At 51.0% G+C, this 17,502-nt stretch carries 6 protein-coding genes; 1 reads left to right on the top strand and 5 read right to left on the bottom strand.

Features of this window, described 5'->3' with window-relative positions; translation table 11 throughout:
* A partial coding sequence (locus B9Y59_RS00645) for an alpha-L-rhamnosidase-related protein (RefSeq protein WP_085531143.1) occupies positions 1-3,407 on the bottom strand: 3,407 nt, incomplete at its 3' end.
* 164 nt (positions 3,408-3,571) lie between these two features.
* Entirely contained in the window at positions 3,572-8,086 is a 4,515-nt protein-coding gene (locus B9Y59_RS00640; protein ID WP_085531141.1) for an NPCBM/NEW2 domain-containing protein, read from the bottom strand.
* 604 nt (positions 8,087-8,690) lie between these two features.
* On the opposite strand from B9Y59_RS00640, the gene B9Y59_RS00635 reads away from it, so the two are divergent.
* On the top strand, positions 8,691-9,959 hold the full coding sequence (locus B9Y59_RS00635) for an ROK family protein (RefSeq protein WP_054324921.1): 1,269 nt from the start codon (positions 8,691-8,693) through the stop codon (positions 9,957-9,959).
* A 783-nt stretch (positions 9,960-10,742) separates the two neighbouring features.
* Here B9Y59_RS00635 and abc-f read toward each other — a convergent pair.
* From abc-f to B9Y59_RS00620, 3 genes are all read right to left on the bottom strand, one after another.
* Positions 10,743-12,221 (bottom strand): ribosomal protection-like ABC-F family protein, encoded by a 1,479-nt coding sequence (gene abc-f, locus B9Y59_RS00630; RefSeq protein ID WP_085531136.1) that lies wholly within the window; start codon positions 12,219-12,221, stop codon positions 10,743-10,745.
* A gap of 441 nt (positions 12,222-12,662) precedes the next feature.
* Entirely contained in the window at positions 12,663-16,577 is a 3,915-nt protein-coding gene (locus tag B9Y59_RS00625; RefSeq protein WP_085531134.1) for an NPCBM/NEW2 domain-containing protein, read from the bottom strand.
* The gene (locus B9Y59_RS00620; RefSeq protein WP_085531132.1) at positions 16,558-17,478 is read right to left on the bottom strand and encodes a hypothetical protein; all 921 of its coding nucleotides are present in this window, start codon (positions 17,476-17,478) and stop codon (positions 16,558-16,560) included. Before B9Y59_RS00620 ends, B9Y59_RS00625 begins: the two co-directional genes overlap by 20 nt.
* Positions 17,479-17,502 lie beyond the last annotated feature (24 nt).

The raw sequence follows: 17,502 nt of genomic DNA, 5'->3' as shown, positions 1-17,502 counted from the left end.
AAGCCCTCCGTGCTGCTCGGCTTGAATGCATCCAACTTCTCCGCCAACTGCTCTGCGATTTCAATCAGCGGCAGCAGCACTTCCTTGTCGCCTTCCTCGAATTCCAACAGGTGCATCGCTTTTAGCAGCTCGTCCCAGGCCTTGTTGACCTCTTCCTGGGTTGCAGCTGGATCGTCGTAGACCTCCTGCGCGTTGGTCCGGGCATTCACAAAGATTTCCCGTACTTCCGGTACCAGGCGGTCGATGTCCTCCTGCGTTACGTTGTTCGCCTCATCCAGGACAATCTTCAAGATGTCCTTGTCCACCTTCGTAAAGGTAAAGCGCAGGCTCGCGCTCTCATTCGGCATCGTGTAAGTGTACGTAAAGCCGTTTGGTTCAAACGGGATGTCCTCTCCGTTGAGCTGTGCACTGGCAAATGCTCCGTCGGTCGGGGTGAAGGTAAAGGTCAGATCTTCACACGGCATCACTTTCGCGCCGTAGATTGCATCCGTGGAGATCACCACATCTGCATTTCCTTCCACTTCCACCGCTGCATTGCTGCTCCACTGTACGGTCAACAACTGCGGCTCCTTCGGTTCACCCTTCTCTACATGTACAGTCATATCCTGGAGGTCGCACGAAATCTCTTCTCCATTCCAGCATCCCATCGTCACATCTTGGATTGACAAGGTATAATCTCCCTCTGCCAAATCGCTGTCCGTCGTAAACTTCGCTGTGAACAGGCTGTCCAAATCGGGCGGCAATCCTTCGCCGGTCTCTCCCAAATACAAGAACTTTACCATATGTTCATCGTTCTTGATGTTGTACGCAAAGTATCCCGATACGTTTTCATTTAACGTGACCCTCTCACAGTTCATCCCTTCCGGATAGATCAGGCTCATCTGGAACGAACCTATGGGCTCCTTCAGTTCCTCCAGTCCGCTTATGGTATTCTTCACCATAAAGCAGCTGTTTGTCTCCACCGTCTCTGGTCCATCCAGTCCCAGCTGCACGGGGGATTCTACAACTGACATGGTGCTGATGTCCTCCAGAATCAGTTGGTCCATCGCAAGATTGTTGCGGCTGATGTTCATGTTCTGGTCGTAAATATTGCCATTATAATTGTAGGTAAAGGTAATGGTATGCTCCCCTTCTGTCAAGTGCATCCTCATGCGGGGTGAACGATAGAATGCATTGTCAAATGTAATAGAGAACGACATGGTGCCATAATCCTCACCGTCCAACAGGACCGAACGGATTGCCGCATAGTTTCCGCTGGTGGTATCGCCGCCATTGTTGTACAGGGCGCTCACCAGATAATCGCCTTCAACTGGAACATTGACCTTGAAGGTGATGTCCGTACCACCGTTGGGACGGTTATCCTGCACATAACCGGTCCCGGAATATCCCTGGATGGAGTTGGCAAAGCAGTCGCTGTTGTAACTTGCATCCTCTGCCTCATACTTGAGGACCGTCCCATCCGGATTCCAAACGATGGGTTCGGAGAGCTCGGACGCAATCCCGTCTTCGTCCACTGCCACCAGGGAATAGCTGCCATAGACATTCTGTGGGATGGTATAGCTATCCTGCCCCGTTACATCAATATATTCCGTACCGGTCCAAAGCTTGTAGGTGTAGCGTGTATCCGGCGTCCAAGACAGCACGCCATCTTCGAGCTGCATTTCCGGCAGTTCCGGGCAGATGACCAAATTTTCCGGCTTGAGGTTGACTGCGCTGTGTTCGCCGCTGTCCTCCATCGCAATTTCGACCGTATAATTGCCGGAGGCATCTGCGGGGAGCACGTAATTCGCGCCCTTTTCTTCGCCGTTTACCTTCAAGGATGCCACCTGGTCGCCTTGTCCGGAAACCTTGAGGTTCAAGGTCGCATCACGGTAAGAATAATTGCTCAGTTCAAACGGGCCGACCATCCAATCCGGAACATACGGTGCAAAATGGATGCCGTCCAGATCATACGTCATACCAAACAACACTCGGTAGTAACCGGCCAACTGACCTGCTACCGACCACAGCTGGCGATGCGCATCATTGCCTGCGCCCGTTTCGTAGTTAATAACTTCTTCGTTGGAAAGGTTTCTCGCCGCACCGTACATGATGGATTTCATAATCTCGCCCGCAAGCTCATGATTCCCGCCGACCATTGCCGCTTCCATCAGGGCCGCTTCCCAGCCGGGCCACACGCCGCGATTGTGGTAAATCGCACTGAAGTTTTTACCGGTCTTCTGTGGATAAACGGTATCTGCGCCATATTTGACAAGCGGATAGTTTTCCATCAGTTTTTCGGCCATTTCTGGGGTTGCAATGTCAAAATAGACCGCATAACCGGCTGCAATGACATCCGTCTTTTCTGCGAGGACATTGCCCATATATTCCGGATATTGCCAGGAGGAATAATATCCGTGCTCCTCCATCCAGAAGGTGTCGTTGATCGCCTGCTTGAGTGCTTCAAAATGCTTGGCCCATTTTTCTGTCTCTGCCGGGTCCTTTCCAAGGATTTCCGAGGCCTGCTCCATTACCTTAAACGCCACTGCATACTCAATATTGGTATTGCAGGACTTGGATTCCATGATGTCGGAGAAATAGCCCTCGTCCATCCAGTCGGGATACGTCTTAGAACGATGGTCAAGGCCGGAAGTCTCCCCCTTAAAGAGGCCGGTATTCGGGTCATAGTTTACATGGAAGTCCTTTTCCAATGTATATTTGGTCACATCATAGACTTTTTCCAGGAATTCCGTATCCCCTGTGGCAAGATAGGTCTCCCATGCAGCCATAGCTAGGATAATACGATCCGTAGAAGCTGGATACGAACCGCCGGTGCCGGTATCCTCCACCCACTCCTGCGGGTCGCCTTGAATCTTTTGCAGCAGGCTGTTGCCGGACTGCTCTGGGAACGCCCATGCCAAAGAATACTGAACAGACATCGCCGTATCGCGCGTCCAAACCTTGTTCCAGTTCGCGCCGGTATTAAATACTTCGACCTTTTCCCCTGTGTGAATGCTGGTCTCTGTAAAGATGTCTTCCAGGGACTCCTGCAACGCCATATTGTACAGCGCCTCAGAAATCGGCATATTCTCTGCTGTAAACTGCGGCAATTCGGAGATGTCCTTGGTCAGTTTCCAGGTATTGTTTTCATAGGTGGAATGCAGTTCTTTCCCGTTGTCGGCGGTCATGGTATATGGACCATCGACAATCTTGTCGGGGTAAATATCGTAGTCAAAGCGTGTGCTGTTTAGCGTGAAGTGCGCACTGTACCAGCTGTCCGGCGCTTCGGCCAGCTCCACCCGGTTTTGGGAGTCTTGATTTTCGAGCGCCAAAGAGAGCGTATCGTCCAATAGACTGGTAACCTTGGTATATCCACTCACATTGCGAAGAATCCACTTGCCGGAGTCGCCCTCTCCGCTCTCAGCCATACAAGCTGCAAAGCCGGAACCATCATTGACAATATAGTTGCCAGTCGCCTGGTTCTGGATGGTATAATAGCCATCTTCATCCGGAATAAAGTCCCAGCTATATGCATCGATGTTGTCGCTGTCGATATTTCCAGCGTACTTGAGTACGCCACTTCCATCGTCTGTCAGATACTGGTTCTTCCANCAAAGATTTCCCGTACTTCCGGTACCAGGCGGTCGATGTCCTCCTGCGTTACGTTGTTCGCCTCATCCAGGACAATCTTCAAGATGTCCTTGTCCACCTTCGTAAAGGTAAAGCGCAGGCTCGCGCTCTCATTCGGCATCGTGTAAGTGTACGTAAAGCCGTTTGGTTCAAACGGGATGTCCTCTCCGTTGAGCTGTGCACTGGCAAATGCTCCGTCGGTCGGGGTGAAGGTAAAGGTCAGATCTTCACACGGCATCACTTTCGCGCCGTAGATTGCATCCGTGGAGATCACCACATCTGCATTTCCTTCCACTTCCACCGCTGCATTGCTGCTCCACTGTACGGTCAACAACTGCGGCTCCTTCGGTTCACCCTTCTCTACATGTACAGTCATATCCTGGAGGTCGCACGAAATCTCTTCTCCATTCCAGCATCCCATCGTCACATCTTGGATTGACAAGGTATAATCTCCCTCTGCCAAATCGCTGTCCGTCGTAAACTTCGCTGTGAACAGGCTGTCCAAATCGGGCGGCAATCCTTCGCCGGTCTCTCCCAAATACAAGAACTTTACCATATGTTCATCGTTCTTGATGTTGTACGCAAAGTATCCCGATACGTTTTCATTTAACGTGACCCTCTCACAGTTCATCCCTTCCGGATAGATCAGGCTCATCTGGAACGAACCTATGGGCTCCTTCAGTTCCTCCAGTCCGCTTATGGTATTCTTCACCATAAAGCAGCTGTTTGTCTCCACCGTCTCCGGTCCATCCAGTCCCAGCTGCACGGGGGATTCCGGCACTTCCTCATAGCTCAGGAACTTTGCATCTGCCCAGTTGCCATGGTCGCCATTGATGGACCCGTTACTATCCAGTTCCAGTCGCAGCGTTCGCACTCCGGTCAAGTCCACACTGACAAACTCAGCAGGCACCAGATAGGACATCTCTGGACTGACATAACGGGGCTCCTCCTCATTGTCACAGTACACTTTGAAGATCATAGAATTGCTATATTCCTTGAGGTGACTTGCACCAACCCAGCTTTCAAAGCGGCTGTAGCCCTTTCCCGCAATATCATACGTCAGCATACAATACGCATGCATGCCTATGCCCTTCTTTTTGCCATCGACCTCAGGCAGATCCAACGCTTCCCCATCCGGGCCGGTTACGACCATGTCTAGACCTTCCACACCGCTGTCCTTGACTGCATGTCCGTAGGTCCCCTGGTTGTCTAAAGCGGTCCATTCTAGGTCACTTAGATAGACGTTTTTTGTTGTACAGAATGAGATCCGATAGACAAACGTACCACCGTCCGGGCGGTGAACTGTAATTTTGGTCACCCCTGGGACCCGCATTGCCGGGGAAATCACATAAGTAACCGCTTCATGATCGTTTTGCACGGTCACCTCAGGAACTTCATCCCCGACTTCAATGGGATAGTAATAATCAAACTGTCCTGGAGCAAATTCCTGCACAGGTTTTCCATCGATCGAAATGCCCGTAATGGTACTGATCGGGTCGATCTCTTTCATCGTTAAGAACTTTGCATCCGCCCAGTCTGCATGATCGCCTGTATCCGGGCCATTGGTATCGGCCTCCAAGCGAAGAATCTTCGTATTGGCCACCGGTATTGAAATTTTCTGCGCTTCTCGCGCACCTGTCCCGGAAGGCTGACTCTCATAGATCAACACATCGTCGGAATACACGCGGAAAATCACATCGCCCATATCGGACTTAAGCGCATCAACCCCCACATATGCCTCAAACACCTCGTAGTCCTTTCCCTCGATGTTATAATAAACCTCGGAGGTCGCGTGGGTACCAAGTCCTTTTTCAAAAGTCGTACGTACCCCGTCAACGATCAGCTCCAATTTGGGATTCTCATGGGACCGGTCTTTCTGAATCGGTCCATACGCACTATAGGAGTTGGCCTCAAATTCTAAGTCGCTCAAGTAGACGGTGGCGTCCAACTCCAATGCCTTTTTCACCAACCCCTCCAGAGCCGACTGCATCTCCTCAGCCGCTGCATCCAGCTGGTCTTGGGAAACATCTTCTACGCTGGCCAACAGATCTCTCGCTTTCTGCATGGCTTCTGCCAACGGCGCCCAGCTCTCCGGGGTATAATGGGCCTCGGGTAAACATTTTGCCTGGTTCATCTGCTCTAGCAGTACATTGACGGAACGCAACCCCTCCTTAGCGGCATCCAAAGCTTGAATCGCTTCTTGTACCTGCTGACTGGTCAGTTCATCCCCCATTTCCAATAGGGCGTTGGCTGCAGCGACTGCCTCTTCGAGACGTTGCCATGTTGCAACCGTGTAATCGCTCTCCTGGAGAGAATCCAGCCCGGACAGGTGATTTTTCAGGCGTTCCATATTGCCGTTATAAACAGGTAGTCCTTGGTCCTCTGTTGTCGCCGGACGGAAACGGACGGCGAAGCCGGTACCATATGCCATAGGATAATACATCGTCTCACGGTTGTCCACCAAGTAACGGTTACAGAGCAAGGCGCTGCTGTCCTTATTGGAAGAAGTTCCGGTCAGGCCGATCGCATCTGCATAGACTTCCGCTACATAGGTTTGCCCCTCTGTCAGGAAAGAAAGTGGTAGTTGCATCTCTCGCTCGATTGCAGAAACGCTTCCCACATACCATTCGCCCTTGTCCCGCGTCTTTCTCGCGTAGGTGGCATACTCCGACATAGAGGCTTCCAGCACGCGCAGTTCATCCCAATTGCTGGGCAAATTTTTCCAGAACTGCCGCTCCTGCTCCGGAATCTGTGGAATCGTCGTCGGATTTCCATACCAATACAGGGAATGCATACCGGTGCGGAACAAAAGGGAGGAGGCTAAGGCATATCCCTTGGTTGCCTTTCCTGGATAACAGAAGGTATGATCCGTCGGGCCTTGTATGGCGCGGGTAAACAGGGTAGAAATATCCTCTGCAATCTGGCCGCCCTTAATCCCCTCGTCGCCCAAGATGCCTTCGGTTGTAAGTAAATTCGGATAGGTACGTTCGATGCCGCTGGTTACATACTCGTCATGGATGGTTAGAACCAAATGGTGGCGGGCCGCCGCCTCGATCATCTCTTCGTTCCTCGCTTCATACTCCTGGTTTCCCTCCATCATAAAGCCGGGTTTTACCCCTGCAGCGCCCCAATCTTCAAAGCGTGCAAACAGTTCGTCCACCGTATACCGTCCATACTTGTCAAACATATGGCGGTTGTTGACGTATAGAATCATCCCTACCCCTTGGGAGTTTGCATATTCGCAGATCTCGCGCATATCCAAATGAGGCTGAAAGAGGCCGCCCTCCGGCCAGCCGGGAACCGGTTCGCCGGTAATCAATCCATACGGCGGGAAGCCCTCGCCAGCGTCAAATACGCCGTCCGCAGGGATAAACTCCTTCATAATGCGTTTGACCTGCGCCAGTTCTTCAGAATCCCCTGGTTCGGGTTCCAACTTGGATGGGTCCAAGCGAGGGTCACATCGATCGTCCAACTCTGGCCCATACCAGCCATAATCCAAAAGGACATACTCAAAATTTTCTGCTTTCGCGGTATCAATCCAATTTTTGAGGGTTTCTGTGGTCTCGCTACCCGCCCCCAACATCAGATTGCGTCCGGGCTTGACCCACTCGGAGAACTTGTACATCTCTTCATCTGCGGGTTCATTCAAATTTAGAATAATATCCTCATTTTCCGGCAACCGAGCCAGTTCTTCCGCTACTACCAGGGTACGCCAAGGGCTGCTCTTCTCTGTGTTGGCAGCGACATGGACCACATCGCCGTCGTACTTTGCCTGTAATGTGCGGTCTGCACACTTTGTCATATACAGGACAGCATAATCGTCCAGGTTTGCCTCACAAATAGAGACCACCGCCCCGTCTGCATACTCTACAGTCATTGGACGGCAGTAATGCCGGCCTTCAAACTCTTCTACCGGAATGGTCTGGGGCACGATTTGGTTGATGTCCTCGTGAATCTGCGCAACCGCACCTTCTGGAAAAGCAAATTGCGTATATTCGTCCGTGATCTGGTAATCCATGTCCATCTCCGGTAAAAGGTATCGGAATGCAACACCTGTGTCATACGCACGCATCTCGATGGTGATGGTTTTTCCCTCTGTATTGGACAGGGTGACGGCCGTCTCCTGGAACCGGTCTTCAATCACCGCTTTATCCCCCACAAGTGTATTCCAGCTTTGGTCCCCCTGAGAGGTCTCTGTCGAAACCAATGTCAGGTTGTTCTGAAAAGAACCCGCTGTGGTCTCTAGCCCCAACGTTCCATCCTGCAACAAAGCTGTTCCGTTCAAAACAACATTATAATAGGGGACCCCTTCATCCAGCCAAAAATTAATCTGTAGGTCTTTTTCTGGCGCGGTGGTCCTTTGGACATCCGATGGGGATACCGGGTCATTCTGTGCGGCGTCGGCTATTGGAACGATTCCAATGTTTGTCGTCGCCAATGCCAGGGATAAGAACAATGCTGTCAGTTTCCTTTTCATACTTCTCCTCCTATTTTATCCACATCTGTGATACGTGCGACACGTATCTTTCCTCCGATTTTTTTGCACCCCCTCTTCAATACCGTTGTTTTTGAATACTTCCCTCCTTTTCTCCCATTCTTTTCTTTTACATGATAGCATATCGCCTAATTTAATAATCGCTCTATGAGCAAATTTTAAACAATTTTTATAAACCATTTTCTCAATGAAAAGTCAAAAACACTTGAAAAAAAGCCTTTGAAAATTCTTTCACTGAATAACTGCCCCGTTTCCGTTCATCTATGTTCTGCCCAATAATATGGACAATTTTCTATTAAAGTTTCCACAGACAAAGTCTGATTGTTCGGAACAATTATATAATTTAAAATGATTATATACCTGATTTGAATGATAATTTTTTAAATTGTTTATGATTTCTATTTTATAGTTCTAAAAATTCTTTGATATTTAACCGGTAAATATATTTTTTCAAAGCATAAATATTTCCTATAAAAAATTATATTTTGTAGAAAATCGTGTATATTGTAAAAAAGAAGGCCCGTTCTCCTCCATCATGGAGGAGAACGGGCAAATCCGCTACAAAAGACACACTGGAGATTGCAATATGAACGCTTCAAATCAAAAAAGTATCAACCAGGAGAAAAGTCAGGCCATCAATCGTGCCTTGATTATTGACCTCCTCCGGCAACAGGGGGTCTGTTCCCGCGCGACACTGGCGCACCTCTCTGGTCTTAAGCAGGCCACGATCACCAATATCATTGCAGAATGCATTGCAAGTGGGCTTGTGGTGGAAACAGGGTTGATGAGCGGCAGCAAGGGCCGGCGTTCCATAGGAATTACGCTCAATGAAGAGCACTGCCATGTCATCGGAATCCGTATGACACGCAGCGCGTTTTATCTTTGTCTGGCCGGTCTTTCTGGAAAACCCCACCGCATACAGGAATACCCGATTGCACCGGGGGAGCCTGTGCAAATAACCCTACCGCGTATTCGCCGCGCTGTGGAGGAAACGCTTGCTGAGGCAGATTCCAAAATTGCCGCCGCATGTATGGCTATGCCCGGCCCTTACCATGAGGATCGCGATTGTCTGTTCTTTGTCACAGAGTTGGCTGGTTGGCAGAACTATCCCATTCGGGCAACTCTGACGGAAGGATTGGAACTTCCCTTCCTGATTGTAAACGATGCCAACGCCAGTGCATTTGCACAACTTTGGTACCATGGTCAAGAGCCGGCCACACAGAATATGCTGTATGTGCTCGCCGGGCAGGGGGTAGGATGCGGTATTATCTCCGAAGGCCATTTGGTGGTAGGACAGCGTGGGCTTGCTGGGGAATTCGGCCACAATTCGATTGATTTTAATGGTCTGCCCTGCGAGTGTGGAAACCGCGGCTGTTTGGAGAAATACTGTTCTACGTTGGCGTTGCGCAACCGCATCCGAAATCGTCTGGCAGTTGGGGAGACCTCCAAGTTGCGTGCCGATGCTCTAACGACAGAGGCTTTGGCACATGCGGTTGCTCAAGAAGACCCGGTCGCCTGTGAGGAGTACGATCGTGTGTGTGATTTCCTCTCCATCGGCATCACAAATCTCATCAACCAATTCAACCCTGGCCTGATCGTTATTGGTGATGAACTCGCAGAGATTGCACCGGATCGAATGCTCAAGACCGTTCGAGCGCGCGTCGGCGAAAGTGTCAATGCGCTGACTTCCGGTGAAGTAACCATTGAAGTCAATCGCCTTCCGGGAAGTCCCGTTCTGCTAGGAGCAGCGGCTTTCGCGGCTGAATCCGTTCTCTCCGATCCAGGAAAATTGATCCAAGAGGCCTCTGCACAACAACCTCTTTCCTCTATGCCGTTGGAGTGTATCGCTCCGTAATCTCCATTTGGACGGTTCTCCCTGTGACTGATCCGGCGTTTTATATTCCAATCAGACAAAATAAATTTGCTTATGGCCTACCAGTCCAACCGGTATCGGTGCTTTTCCGAATCATAAGAAAAGCCAACGGAGAGCAAGGTCTGGCAGGAGCCTCTATTCTTTGCGTCGGGTTGCACAATCACCCGGCGGGCATCGGTTTCTTGGACAATCTGTTGAGGCAACTCACAGACGGCAGCCTTTCCCAAGCCTTAGCCTACATATGCCGTTTTCCCGATGAGATCATCGATGCTGTTATGTTCCAGCTGTTTTCACCGTCCCATGCCAGATTTCGCCGCTTTTCTCATACGGATCATATTGACAAAAGCCGATTGCAGTCCCTTCGCATGAGATCATCCAATGGCGAATCCAATTGTAAGTTCCCTGACGTTTTCTGATCTCATCGGTCCAGGCAGCCGGATGTTCAAACCACCGTGCAACATGTGCCCGGCCAAGCCACTGAGCTTCCGGGAGAAGATGAGTGTCCGTGCGTTGTCGAGGCTGTATGGTTGCTGTGTGGATTGGAATGCACTCTTGTTTATCCCTTCAAGAGGGTGTCCCCAAACTACGAATCTTTGGATTCATAGGAAAGGGGCATCCTCTTTCTGTTTGGAAAAACATCTGCGTTTCTAAAAAACGAGGAGATCCTTCCGTCCTTTCACGACTTTTGGGACACCTTCTTTTTCATTAGACCGATGTTCGCTATTCACGCTTTTGCAGCATTCTCTCTCAAAACACTCGGGTTCTTTACAGATCAATCTGTTTTGTCGCGATCCGCATCCGAAACGTGCGATCGTGTTCCACAAACAACAGCGTGGGTTTGCTGGTAAGGAGTAAATCCTCGATCTGTACACGTGAAAGTACATCAATAAAGTTCAGCGGCTCATCCCAAATATACAGATGCGCCGGTTTACAAAGACTTTTCGCCAACAACACCTTCTTCTTTTGGCCTTCACTGTACGCCTCTATGTTTCTGGAAAATTGTTCCCTGGAAAAGCCCAGCTTTCGCAGAATGGTTTTCAGGAGGGATTCTTCCAACCCCTCCTTTTCGGCAAGCGAGCGCAAAGAGCCACATAGCCCCGAAGTCTCCTGCGGGACACAGGAAACCACCAGATTTCCACCTATCCGGAGGTTCCCCTCGAAGGCAATGGGCTTCCCAAGAAGCAAATTTAACAGGGTGGATTTACCACAGCCATTTTTTCCACACACGGCTACACGGTCTCCCTGTTGAATCGAAAAGCGTACGTCTGAAAAGACCTCCTTTTCTCCATAAAAGGCTGAGAGGTGTTCTGCTTCCACCAATACGCGCTTGGGATAATGGAGCGGCGATAACCGAAGAGGTTCCGCCTGCTCCAAATTTTTCAGCAACTTAGCTTTCTCCTCTACCGCGGCCTCCCGTCGAGCCTCAATGGTTTTGGAGCGTTTCATCATTTTGGCCGCCTTATGCCCCACGAATCCGCGGTCTGGACGCAAGCCGGAATTGCGTGTGTCATACTTGCTTTTTTCGGTTTTATCGCTCCAATCCGCAGCCCGGTGGGCCGCCCGGTCCAGCCGGTCAACCTCCTTGCGAAGTTTTTCCTGCTCTGACCGCTCAAATTGATCTTGCCGGTTCCGATTTTCCTGCCAGGATTGAAAATTTCCCGCCTGTACTTCGATGTCCGCACGATTGATCGAAAGGATATGGTCCACACAGCCGTCAAGCAATACACGGTCGTGAGAAACCAGGATAAACCCTTTCTTTCCGCTTAGATACCGGCACACAGCGTCACGCGCTTCCTCATCCAAGTGGTTTGTGGGTTCATCGATCAAAAGGAACCGGTTCTCATGTAGGAACAGGGTTGCCAACAACACTTTGGTCTGCTCGCCATTGCTTAAAGTGTTGAACGAACGATCCAACACGTCGCAATCCACCCGAAGAAGGGACAATTCCCGTTCAATTTGCCATCGGTCGCACTCCGGGGCGATGGATTGCACCACCATAGCCGTACTCTTCTCTAAATTAGAAACCGAAAAAGGAAAGTATACCATTGGGACTGGACAGGAAATCACCCCTTGATGGGGGTACTCCCCTAATAACAGGCGTAAAAGGGTGGTCTTTCCCCGGCCGTTCCGGCCGATCAAACCGGTCTTCCAATTGGTGTCCAATTGAAACGACGCTTGATCAAAGACCCACTCCGGGTTTCCCTCATATCCAAACGTTAAATTTTTGACCTGTATCAAAGCCATTGTCATCGCCTCCACAACAAAAATAGGGCCGCAAGAAAGCGATCCTTTCCCGCAGCCCTTTTATCCATTGTTTCAGAGACGCACAACGGCAATCCCGCAGGCGTATACAATGAACCCAGTATTCTGTCCCTGTTTTCCTTTCGGCAAACAGGGCTATCCACACCGGTTAAGTGTATTCAGGAGCGTGTCACTTTCTTGCAGGGTACAACGAACAAAAGGAACCCATGGTTCCTCGTTTCAATACCCGATTGTTCCAATCTTAGCAAGAAAAAGTGCGCACGCTTTCAACTCCCATCGTCTTATTTGCTGTCACTATAGCATACGATCTGTTATTCTGTCAAGCCAAACAAAGGGCTTCCGCACCGGTTTTCACCGGAGCGGAAGCCCTTTCATTATGCAAGAGGGGATGACCTTCTGCAAAAAAGTCTTTGAATGATGCGATTATCCGGCAATGGTCACCGTACAATGTTTCACTGGCGCACCACCCGGGAGTGTGGTATACACGCCCGTGCTCTGGCCCGGCGTACCGATTGCATACACGCGATAGTAGTAATCGCTTCCAACTTTTGCTACAAACTGCGTCTTGAGCACATTGCCGTTGCCGACTGTAAAGCTCGGCATCTGGCTGTTGCCGTTGACGACAGTCATCTTGAAGCAATAGGCCTGGCCATGCTTCAACGCAAAGTTTACAGTTGTATCAGAAACCACATAGGCCTTCTGTGTAGAAACCGTCTGTGCTGCTGAGACAACACCGGATGCGCCATAAATATTGGAAGTATTGGCCGATGTAGCGCCCTTGCTGCTGTTGGGCTTCGATGAATCAGCCTTTACAAGACCGTCGATTGCATCCTTGCCATTGTAATAGGCAGTCGCCAACTCTTCATCGGTTGCATCCGGATTTGCCGCTGCTGCCTTGGCCACATTCAGCGCCGCCTTGAAATTCGCCACGCTGCGGGAAGTATAGCCGCTCAAATCCATCGCTTCCATTTCGGCGATGAGCTTATCCAGCTCGTCTCTGCTCGGGATCTTGCGCAGATCCGCCATGGCTTTGACAAGATCGTTCGCCATCTGATTTACGGCTTCCTGTGTCGCCTTCTTTTCGTTCAGCATGTCGATTGCCAGACCGCGAATTTTTACAAAGGCATCCTTTTCTGGACCATCCAGGAACGTATTCAAGTCCAGGCTGTTAGCCTGATCTACAGCTGTTTGCAGGACAGAGAAGTCTGCTCCGCGAACCAGTTTATCAAAGGCTTCCTTCAGATCTTCACAGGCTTTCTCAATATCTCCGGCCAAAGCCTCTTCATCTGCCGCGACTTTTTCTGCTGCCTCATAGGCCGGCAGATACTCTGCCCAACTGTCCGCTGTAAAGTCTTCCTCGTGCAGCTCACGGGCAATTTCCAGCAACAGATCGAGCTCGGTCTTGTCGCCCGGGGCAAAGCGCAACATGTGGATCATATCCATCAGGTCGCTCCAGGCCTTGTCGATCTCTGCCTGCGTTGCCGTCGGATTCCCTGCAACCTCGTTTGCCTTTTCCAATGCTGCGTCGTAGCGTTCCTTGACCTTCTGGATCAAGTCGGCATATTCCTCGCCCTTCTGCAGATCTTCTGCAATCGCAATGGTCTGGCGCAGAGTCAGTTTGTTAACCACTGTGAATACGAAGCTCAGCTCCACATCCTTGTTCGGCATTTCATAGTTGTAGAGATAACCAGACGGATCGTCGAATTCTTCCGGCTCTCCATTGATGGTTACACCTGCAATCTCTCTGCCGTCCACGGCCGGCACAAAGCCCAGTTCCAGCTCGGTGCCAGAGAGGACATCCTCCTCATATTTGCCCAGCAGGTCTGCAATCTTATCGCTCTCACCGTTCACCGTCAGGTTGACTTTGCTGCCATCATACAGGATCGACAGGCTGTGTTCGGCGGGAACGTCCGCTTCAAACTCTGCATCCGCAGTGACGTCTTGGTTCACGACCATGGTATAGGTATTTTCTGCTGTGAGTTCCACTTCTTCGCCATTAATCAGCGCGCGGCTCACATGATACCCTTCGTCCGGGGTAAAGGTAAAGGTGACTGTTGTTCCGACGGCTACGGTTTGGCCCGCAACGATTTCGCCACTGTCTGTAGCCGCCGAAATCTTACCGTTAACGGGCTCTGTAAAATTTACGTTTACCTTTTCTTCTGCGCTATTCCTTCCAAATATCTGAAGCTCCGTGATGACCGCGTTGGTGCTCCAAGTGCTGTAAGAGCTGTTCACATAGATGCGTACGCCCGTGATTCCTTCCTGCACGGCGTCAAATACGATCTCCTTCTGCTCCTGCTCGCGGTCTGCTGCATTCGACTTCCAGGTGATGTCGCCCGAATTGGCGACCTTTTCCCAGGCGTCTCCATCCTTTGTTACAAGTACGTCAAAGTTCTTCGGTCCCTGATCCTTTGCAAAATAGCTCCACAGGATGAGGCTCTCCACGTCCTTTGGCGTATCCCAAGTGATCTGCACATAACGGTCATCTTCTGGAATCTGGTCGAGCTTCTTCATTCCGAATACGCCCTTGCCGCCTGCACCCTCTGCCTGGTCGTCAAAAATGCCGTCATTGACAAAGGAAGCCTGCTTTCCGCTTGCCAGAGCTGTACTCGGAGCAAACGCCGTTCCGTCCGGAGCGATGTTATGCACATCTTCCTCTGCAACATTGACCACTGCGGTCACCTGAATCTCAGCGGTGTTCGCAATGCATTCCGGCAGAGTCAAAGTACCTGTGATGACCTGCTTGCCAGCAGCGTTCGGGTCATAATTTTCTAGGTTCCAAGTAACAGGAACCGTTGCACGCATGCCGCCCTTCAGAGTCAACGTAATCGTCTCCGGCAAGTTCAACACGCCGGACTCTGTGCCATACTCTACATCCTGATCCGCCGGATTTTCTGCGGACTCGATTTCCAACGGCGTGCCGGTTTCCTCGGTTGCAAGGAACTCTGCGGAAATCTCCACATCGCTTGTGATGTTCTCCAGGGTATATTTGTTGTCCACAGGGACAACGATCTCATTGTTGACAACTGCCTTGTAGGTCTTATAACCCTCGTTCGGAGTAAAGGTGATCTCGACCGGCAGGCCGTCTAAAACGGAACCCTCCGGATCGGTTGTAATCGTGCCATTCGCTGTTTCTGCGATATGGATCTCATACTCCTTGACATCGTCCAGCTTGGTCAGCGTTGCATCCGCCCAGTCGCCGTGGTCGGAGCCGTTGCCATCGCCTGCATCTGTCACACGAAGAGTCAGTACGCGGCAATCCGTGATAGTCAGGTTGATTTCTTCGCTGGAATCCTTCTTCAATACGTCGGACTTGTAGATGCTCTGTCCATCTGCCAACACCTCAAACTGGATGCTGGAAGTGGCAACCTGCATCTCCTGGTCCACGCCAATGATGGAATGGAACTTGTAGGAACCGCCGCCCAGATAGATCTGGATGTCGGAATTTGCATGGGTACCGATACCGGACGTATAGGTCTTACCGCCCAGCCGCAGCGCATTGCCATCGATGGACTTGTTGCGCCCCGGCGCGGTGCCCCAGCCAACCGTTGCACTCAGCCACGGATAATCGCCCAGCTTGGTAACGGTATTGACCGGCGCCTTGGAAACCTTCACCGGTTCCGTCGCCAATTTGGTTGTATTCTCTTCATCGCCATCATAGGTATAGGTCGCTGTTGCAGACAAGATATAATCGTCTGCCGGCTTTGCAATGGAACAAGATGCGTCCTCTGGCATGGTAACCTGGAAGGTCACTTCTTTTTTCTCGCCCAATGCCAGTTCTGCGATCTCTTCCCCTCCGGTGACCTGGAAGCTTTCCGGAGCATCGAGGGATACGACCACGTTTTTCATGGTCTCACGGCCGACATTTTCCACTTCTACGGTGAACTCTGCGGTCTCGCCTGCATTGTAAACGCCGTATTCGGAACTGAGGCTTACGACTCCCATCTTGTCGATGCTGCCCGGCTCTGCGGCCTTCACACGATAGAGCTTCACGCCGTGGGTCGGGATTTCGCCGGAATTCAGGATTTCTCCACAAACATCCTCGCTGTTCTCCTCCCAGAGATCTTCGACCATATAGAGCGAAGTGGAGGCCAAGGTGATACGCTCGTCTTCATCGGACAGATTCGCCAAATCTACACTTGCGGTCGCGTTATTTGCGCCGCTCTTGTTGAAGAAGCAAACTGCCGCTTCGCCATTTTCAAGCGGTTTGACAAGGATGTCAATGCCGTTTGCGGTAGAAATGCGCTTTGCCTGCAGAAGGAGCGGGTCCTGGTTCAGTGCAATGACCTTATCGTTGGTAATAACATCATACGCACCATTATGTACCTCGTGATCCACACCGTCCGGGCTCGTCGACGGTCTTTTTAAAGGTAATAGAACCGCCGTTTGCGCTCAGTCCCGTCACATAGCCGGTACCATAGCAACCGCCGCCCTTGACAACGGATGCGTTTCCCTCCAGAATCGCATCCTCCGCCTGAAGCTGTTCGCCCTCCGGCGTGCCGGCTTTAGCAACTGTAATGTAGTCCACATCCGGGGCCTTTGTATAGCTGGTATAGCCAATATCGGGGCCCATATCGACTACATGGCAGTAGTCGTATTTCAAATATTCGACGCCCCACTCTGCAAAAGTCTGGGCATCAAGTTCTTCGTTACCCGCAGCGCCGGGCAAATCCTCACAGGTCAGCTCGCCGCTGGAGCTGTACAAACCGACCTTCAACGGATTTTCAGGGTCCAATGCATTAATCTGCTTGATGAAATCCGGTCCGCTGGGGAAGCCCGTCAAATCGAACTGCATCCGACCGTTTTCATCGCGCATATTGGACTGCCAGCAGTCGTCCAAGTTAAAATAGACATAGCCATGATCGTTCAGATTGGTGTTTACCAAGGCTTTGGCAGCATCCATTGCCTTCTCTTCATTGATCTTCTCACGGAAGAAGTTCCAAGTGGACCAACCCATCTGCGGTGGCAGCTTCCCTGCTGCAGCCGCTTCCTGTTCCTCCAGGATTTCCTCCTTCTCTTTGGCGCTTTCCGCTGTCTCTCCGGAAGTCTTTGCCTGTGCGGCAGAAGGCGCCGTAAGTACCTTCTGCAAAACGCTTGTCGCCGCAGAGGGCAGAGTCGTCAGTTGGAACGCCTGCTGAGGCTGCTCGGTGTAGTCAGCTGCTGCGAATGCAGTTGACGACGCCGGAGCCATCAGCGCTGCACAGAGCAGAAGACTTACCAGTGCTTTTACTCTCTTCACGTTTCTCTCTCCTTCTTAAGAAAT

The organism is Anaeromassilibacillus sp. Marseille-P3371 (genome assembly GCF_900169665.1).
GTDB lineage: Bacteria > Bacillota > Clostridia > Oscillospirales > Acutalibacteraceae > Anaeromassilibacillus.
The sequence above is the reverse complement of the archived record's forward strand: the minus strand, read 5'-3'. Positions and strand labels throughout refer to the sequence as shown.

Coding starts and splice junctions, on each gene's coding strand:
- abc-f (WP_085531136.1), bottom strand. CDS start 12,221: ATGGCTTTGATACAGGTCAAAAATTTAACGTTTGGATATGAGGGAAAC.
- B9Y59_RS00635 (WP_054324921.1), top strand. CDS start 8,691: ATGAACGCTTCAAATCAAAAAAGTATCAACCAGGAGAAAAGTCAGGCC.